Annotated in this window: 8 protein-coding genes and 1 pseudogene; 5 read left to right on the plus strand and 4 right to left on the minus strand. The window is 62.0% G+C overall.

The window, feature by feature from the left end; translation table 11 throughout:
- Together EN750_RS13905 and EN750_RS13910 are read left to right on the plus strand one after the other, a co-directional pair.
- Nucleotides 1-297 (plus strand): GatB/YqeY domain-containing protein (locus EN750_RS13905; RefSeq protein ID WP_127396752.1); only part of this gene is annotated, 297 nt, incomplete at its 5' end.
- Between the two features lie 133 nt (nucleotides 298-430).
- The gene (locus EN750_RS13910) at nucleotides 431-745 is read left to right on the plus strand and encodes a hypothetical protein (RefSeq protein WP_127396753.1); all 315 of its coding nucleotides are present in this window, start codon (nucleotides 431-433) and stop codon (nucleotides 743-745) included.
- Here EN750_RS13910 and EN750_RS13915 read toward each other — a convergent pair.
- Entirely contained in the window at nucleotides 735-1,739 is a 1,005-nt protein-coding gene (locus tag EN750_RS13915; RefSeq protein WP_127396754.1) for a LysR family transcriptional regulator, read from the minus strand. The two genes, EN750_RS13910 and EN750_RS13915, sit on opposite strands and share 11 nt — an antisense overlap.
- 101 nt (nucleotides 1,740-1,840) lie before the next feature.
- Between EN750_RS13915 and pcaD the strand changes: the two genes are divergently transcribed.
- The 3 genes from pcaD to EN750_RS13930 all read left to right on the plus strand — a co-directional run bounded on the left by pcaD (nucleotide 1,841) and on the right by EN750_RS13930 (nucleotide 3,414).
- Nucleotides 1,841-2,632, plus strand: a complete 792-nt coding sequence (pcaD, locus tag EN750_RS13920; RefSeq protein ID WP_127396755.1) for a 3-oxoadipate enol-lactonase — start codon at nucleotides 1,841-1,843, stop codon at nucleotides 2,630-2,632.
- 276 nt (nucleotides 2,633-2,908) lie between these two features.
- On the plus strand, nucleotides 2,909-3,154 hold the full coding sequence (locus EN750_RS13925; RefSeq protein ID WP_023809680.1) for a hypothetical protein: 246 nt from the start codon (nucleotides 2,909-2,911) through the stop codon (nucleotides 3,152-3,154).
- Between the two features lie 44 nt (nucleotides 3,155-3,198).
- A complete protein-coding gene (locus tag EN750_RS13930) occupies nucleotides 3,199-3,414 on the plus strand; it encodes a hypothetical protein (protein WP_013530133.1) in 216 nt (71 codons plus the stop codon).
- Nucleotides 3,415-3,477: 63 nt separating this feature from the next.
- Here EN750_RS13930 and EN750_RS13935 read toward each other — a convergent pair.
- The 3 genes and pseudogenes from EN750_RS13935 to EN750_RS13945 all read right to left on the minus strand — a co-directional run.
- A pseudogene (locus EN750_RS13935) lies at nucleotides 3,478-3,624 on the minus strand (DUF2267 domain-containing protein); the annotation flags it as partial.
- A gap of 23 nt (nucleotides 3,625-3,647) precedes the next feature.
- Nucleotides 3,648-4,565 carry an NADP-dependent oxidoreductase gene (locus EN750_RS13940; RefSeq protein WP_127396756.1) on the minus strand — a complete coding sequence of 306 codons (918 nt, stop codon included), beginning with the start codon at nucleotides 4,563-4,565 and terminating at the stop codon, nucleotides 3,648-3,650.
- 500 nt (nucleotides 4,566-5,065) lie between these two features.
- Nucleotides 5,066-6,043, minus strand: a complete 978-nt coding sequence (locus EN750_RS13945) for a hypothetical protein (RefSeq protein ID WP_127396757.1) — start codon at nucleotides 6,041-6,043, stop codon at nucleotides 5,066-5,068.
- Nucleotides 6,044-6,353: the final 310 nt, after the last annotated feature.

Genomic DNA, 6,353 nt, shown 5'->3' on the forward strand with positions numbered 1-6,353 from the left:
CTGCAGATCCTGGCCAAGATGGTGAAGCAGCGCGAGGAATCGGCCAAAGCCTTCGACGACGGCAAGCGGCCCGAACTCGCCGCGCAGGAGCGCGGCGAGATGGAGATCATCCGCACCTTCCTGCCGACGCAGTTGGACGATGCGGCGGTGACGGCTGCGGCGCGCGAGGCGATCGCCGCGACCGGTGCGGCCAGCCAGAAGGACATGGGCAAGGTGATTGCCGCACTGAAGCAGAAATATGCCGGCCAGATGGATTTCGGCAAGGCGAGCGGCATCGTCAAGGGCCTGCTGCAGTAGGGTGCTGCTCATCTCGTCGCTTGGGTGGCCGACCGGGCGCTCCCGGAACCCAGATCCGTCCAGAATCGAAGTCCAGGAGTTGGAACTCGGATACCGCTGAGATGTTTATCCGTCATGCAACTGGAGAGATGTCATGACTGAGAACGAAACCCGCTATGAAACCGGTGCGACGAAATATCCGGCAAAGACCGATGCCGACGCTTCCGATGAATTCTCCCAGGATGCGGCCGCCAACAAGAAGCCTGTCGGCGGCATCGGGCTCACCCGCCGGATGGGCGAAGTGGAAGACCGAACCCGCCAGTCGGAGGGACAAAACCCGCCAAGGCAAGTCACGCCGAGCGCCGCAACCGAAAAGACGTCCGGCGCCGGCCCCGCTATCGCGGAGCGTTCAAAGGACGCCAAGGCTCCGAAGAGCGGCCGCCAGCCTGGAGCGTATGTCAAGAAGTGATCGCTGGACGGGACCCGCGAGGTCCTGGCGTTGCCACTTGCGCCTTTCGCGACTGGTTGGTGGGTGTCTGTCCGGCGGGCCCCGTCGGCTCCAATGCACGGCGCAATGCCGGCGCTTCCTGCTGGATATGATCCCACAGACGGTTGGCGATCGGCCCATGCGGCCGGTCGCGGCGCCGCGCCACCACCAGTTCGTCGGTGCGGCCCGGCAGATGGCGGCCGGCAATGGATTGCAGGCGCCCGTCATACAGTTCTTCCTCGATCAGGAAGCGGGGCAGGTGGCCCCAGCCAAGGCCCTGCAGGATTATCTCCTTCTTCATGCCCTGGTCGGCGACGAGGCATTGCGGCGCGCCTTCGATCAGCGAATAGTTTTGTTGTGGCGAATGACGGGCGCTGTCGCGCATGACGCATTGGGTGAGTGCCTGCATCTGATCCAGAGTGATCGGCTGCTCGATACGCCCGGGCAGAAAGCCCGGCGCCACCACGGGAATGAAGGACACCTTGCACAGATCGACCCATTCCACCCGCGCATCGCCCTTGTCGACCCAGTGCAGGATCAGATCGGCTTCGTCATCGAATAGACGCTCCCATGGGCCGCCCACCGCTTCAAAATGCAGATGCAGGCGCGTGCCGGGGCACTGTGCGAAGAACCGCCCGAGCATGCCCAGCACATGCGGGCGCGGGCACAGGTCGCCTATCACCACGTGGATCTCGCTTTCCTCACCCATCGCCAACTGGGCGGCATGGACGCGCAAACCGTCCAACTCGCGCAGCAGCGATAGCGCTCGGCGGTGGAACGAAAGCCCGGCCTCGGTCGGACGCACGCGATAGCCGCTGCGGTCCAAAAGGATGAGGCCGAGCTGTCGTTCCAGCTTGGCGACGGCGGCGAACACCGCCGGGTGCGAGCGATAAAGCATGGCCGCCGCAGGTTGAAAACCGCCGGTGCGGACCACTGCATCGAAGCATTGCAGGTCGTGCAGAGTGAATTCGGCCATATCAGTTTTTATTACAGAGATTGTCCTATCTTTGTAATATCAACAAAATCGCTCCACGGCTAGGCTCTGTCTCGTTCAACGTTCCAGAAGGAATCTTCATCATGAATGAGCTGAATTTCGTCACAACGGGCGACGGCACGCGCATCGCCTACCGCTTCGATGGCGAGGCAAGCAAGCCGGTGCTGGTGCTGTCGAATTCCATCGGCACCACGCTGCACATGTGGGACAGGCAGATCGGCGAATTGTCGAAGCATTTCCGTGTCCTGCGCTACGATTTTCGCGGCCATGGCGGATCGAGCGTTCCCGTCGGCGCCTACTCGCTCGACCGGCTTGGCCGCGACGTCATCGAGCTGCTCGACGCGCTCGACCTGCAACGCGTACATTTCGTTGGCCTGTCGCTCGGCGGGTTCGTCGCGCAGTGGCTCGGCATCCACGCGCCCGAGCGGATCGACCGGCTGATCCTGAGCAACACCTCGTCCCATCTCTCGCCGGCAAGCTATTTCGACGAGCGGATTGCCGCGGTGCGGCAGGCGCCGGACATGTCGGAAACCGCCGAGACGTTCCTGAGCAACTGGTTCCCCACGTCGATGGTTGCCGCCAACGAGCCCGTGGTCGAAGAGTTTCGCACCATGCTGCTGGCTATCGACCGGCAAGGCCTGGCGGGTCTGTTCGCAGCGGTTCGCGACGCCGATCTTCGCCGCACCGTAGCACTGATACCCCGGCCGACGCTGGTGATCGCCGGTCGGCACGACACGGTGACAGCAGCCAGCCACGGTGAGATGATTGCCGCGGCGGTGCCCGGCGCGAAGCTTGTAGTGCTGCCCGCGGTCCATCTGTCGAACATCGAATATCCGGCAGAGTTCATCCAGGCTGTGGTCGATTTCCTGCGCTGAGCTGGAGCGCGACGGAAAGGCGTCCGGCACCAGTCCGGCGGTCGCCGAAACGTTCAAAGGACGTACTGGTTCAGAAGGCGGGGCGGCGGCCTCGGTCAACGTGAGCCCTAGGTGAACCGAGCCATCTGGCGAAAAGCTTATTCAACGCCTTCGGAACGATCCCGTCACCTTGCCATTATCAGCACGAGAGCCGGCTCGGACAGGCAAGCGCCGTGACCCGACCTTAGAGGCGGCCGATGACTTTCGAGCGCCAACACGAACACACCGGAGGAAGCGATGACTGGACGCAAAACCCATGACCAACAAATTCGCATCATTGAAGAGCGAGAAAACACAAAGAATGCCGGCAAGGATTTCGATTCAGAGGCGGATCTGAAACGATCAGCGGCGGAACGCGAAGCGCTGCGCAAAGGGTCGGACATGAGAACCGACACACCGGACCTCGTCGATCCGGACGACCGCAACATCCTTCGCGGTAAAAATCAGGAAAGCGTCCATCACAAAAACCGTCCTGACGACTAGATGAGCACGATTCTGGAACATTTGTCATAGATTGGAGGCAGCCCATGGCACGCGGGAGCAAGAAACACATCGGAGCAGGTTCGCAGGGAAAGGGTTCTGGCACAGGCGCCATGACCGTAACGCCAAAGGACAAGCTTGAAGAAAACAAGGTTCTGTCCAATCGCGACAAGGCGCAGCATTCCAAAGAACGCGGTTTGGACTCCAGGCAGGTCGCGACCGAGCAGCATCAGGATCATGCCGCCAACCGTTTGCGGGACTGACGCTTGACACGGGCGCCTGCCTCGGCACGGCTGCCCAGGGAGCCGTCAGGTTCGGTGCCGACGCTATTTGACTCCGAGGCTTTCGGGCCAAAGCGCCTGGATTTCTTTCGGCAGGGCATCGCGCACCTTGGCCGATTGGCCAAGATCAATATGCCGTGCAAGAACTCGGAACACCGAGCGTGCCGCCTCCTCGGGATCGACGGGGCGAGAGGGACGGCAGAAGCACCAACTCGCTAGGCGGAAACCTCAAGCACGATCTTGCCACGCACATGCTCATTTTCCAGCCGTTCTTCCGCTTTGGCGACCTCTCCAAGAGGGTAGGTGGCTTGCACGAAGGGGGTGACCTTGCCGGCCTCGATGAGGCGGCCGATCTCGGCAAGATGCGCCGCATTCGGTTCGGCCAGATAGGAGACGCCACGCGCCCGGCGCAAGTTTGCCTTTTCCTGCGACGGTTCGGAAAGAGTGGAAACGAGCGTCCCGCCAGGTTTGAGCACCTCCCAGGAGCGGTCCTGCGTGTCGCCCGCGACAAGGTCGAACACCAGGTCGACCGCATCGACGACCTCTTCGAAACGCTGGTTCTTGTAGTCGACCGTCTGATCGGCGCCGAGCTCACGGACGAAAACCACGTCCTCGGCGGAAACGGTTGTCGCGACGAACGCGCCCGCGGCCTTGGCGAACTGGATCGCCAGATGACCGACGCCGCCGGCGCCGCCATGGATGAGAACCCGTTGCCCGGATTTGAGGCCGCCATGGTCGAAAAGGCCCTGCCATGCAGTGATGCCGGCAAGCGGCACCGCCGCGGCTTCGACATGGCTGAGACGATCCGGTTTCGCAGCCGCCTCCGTCGCCTTGACCACGACAAATTCGGCATTGCCGCCCCGGTCATGACCAAGCATCGCGAATAACGGGTCGCCCTTCTTCAACGTATTTGCCCGCGTGCCGCATATTTCCACCGTGCCGGACACGTCGCGGCCGAGTGTGACCGGCAGGTTCTCGTTCGTCGAACCTTCGCGGATCTTGTAGTCGATCGGATTGACGCTCGCGGCGCGAACCCTGAGCACAACCTCGTCGTCAAGCGGTTGAGGCAAGGGGACTTGATCGATCGAAAGAACCTCAGGTCCGCCAAAAGCATGGATGCGGGCTGCTTTCATGTCGGCATATCTCCTGTTGCTTGGCTGTCGGCGACGGTGTCTGCTGGGCTGTCGTCAGCGGCTGTGCAGCCCAGGTCGCGGAGGCAGGCACACCGGTTTCCCAGCGGGCCACCGCCGCTGCAAGGTCGCCACTCCTGCTAGGCCGTAGACTGCGTCGGCGGGTTTTGATTCACATGGCGGCAAGGCTAGAACCAGACTTGCTGGCTTTCTAACTGGGTAGCAGGCCGTTGGTTCCAACCACCGCAATCGGCTGAACGTGGTGCCGGAAATTCTCTCCTCGGCCAGAGCATTCAACCAGTCTGATCCATCCGGCCCTTATGCACACAGCTGTTTTGAGTAGCGACGCCGAGGAGAGAGGCGGGGCCGAAGCTGCTGGCGCGCTGACCTTGGAGATCGGATTGAATCATTGCTGGTGGGTCGCAGGGCCGCCGATCAATGCGGTTCGCACGACGAACATAAAGCAGCACGGTCTTAATCGACGCGGCGGCGCGATGCGGACTTCAAGACGCTTCGCAGATCGGCAGCGGCTGTGGCGGCGGTGCCGGATGATCCTTCCTGTATTGGGCGATGATCGGCTCAAGGGTCTTTCTCGGCCAGAATTTCGGTGTGCCGATTTCCTTCAGGCAGGACGCGTTCCAGTAGGCGCCCGGCTGTGAACGGTCGGCTGCGACCGCGGTGATGTCGCGCGATTCCGGGTAGATGTAGAGCGTCGTCGGATTGTCCTTGACCATCGGGATGATCCGCTTGGCATCCGCCGGCGACCAGCTGGTGCAGCCATTGCTGCGACCGCCGGCATAGTCCACCAGCTTGCCGAACGGCACGAAGCCGTCATGGTCGGCGTGCGAGCTGTTCGGGTTTTTGCGCAGGCACATGCCATGCAGCACCTGGGCAGCGTGACCGCCGATCGCCCGCTGCCTGGCGTTCGCGGCTTCGCCTTCGCCGTCGAACTGGATGAAGGTGCGCTGGAAAACCGCGTCCTGCTTCGCGCCAGTGCGGTAATAGCCCTTGAACGAGGTTTTGGCCTCGCTGGTCATATAGGCGCCGCCGGCCGTCAACGATGAATCCATCGCATTGCCGAAGTTCTTCGCGCACCGTTTGCCGTTTGAAAAATCGACGACGCCTTTCAAATTCCGCCCGCTGCCGTGGCCTGACGAAATCGCGCTAAACGACTGGCTGGCCTCGCAGATGACGTAATAGCGACGGCCGAGCACGCCATTGCCCAGATCGCTGGGGCGTGTCGCATCCATGGCGAAGTAGCAGGGGTTCTTGACAGCGCCTTGCGCGACCTTCTTCAGGTAAAGCGCGCGGGCTCGTTCGAGGACAATCTGTGAGATCTGGCCGTCGCTGTTGCCGACATGAGCCTGCAGCCAGGCCGGCACGTCAGAAGGTGCGGCAAAGGATCGAGCCGACACCGTCCCGGCGATGACGGCGACGAAAAAGCTGGCGACGACGCCCAGAGGAACAGATCTCAACCGCACCGGATCAATTCTCCTTGTCGAAGCGAATGGCGATTTCTTGCGGCATTGCCGCGAGAATCGATCATAGATGGCCTCGCATTATCGGGCGAAACACATCTTGTTTAGCGTACCCGCATGAAGAGCCGTAAAGTAGGTCGATGCATGCAACGGCCTACGCCGACATGCTGGCTCCAGGCTTGCGGCGGACGTCTTCGCTTCCTTGAAGCAGGGCAACGAACTCGGGTTGGCGGGTCCCTTCGGAGGCCGTCGGCGCGTTGGCTGACGGAGCATCAAACGAAAACCCGCCTGTGCGGCGGGTCATTGGCGCCAA

The sequence above is a fragment of the Mesorhizobium sp. M7A.F.Ca.ET.027.03.2.1 genome (assembly GCF_003999175.1).
Taxonomy (GTDB): Bacteria; Pseudomonadota; Alphaproteobacteria; order Rhizobiales; family Rhizobiaceae; genus Mesorhizobium.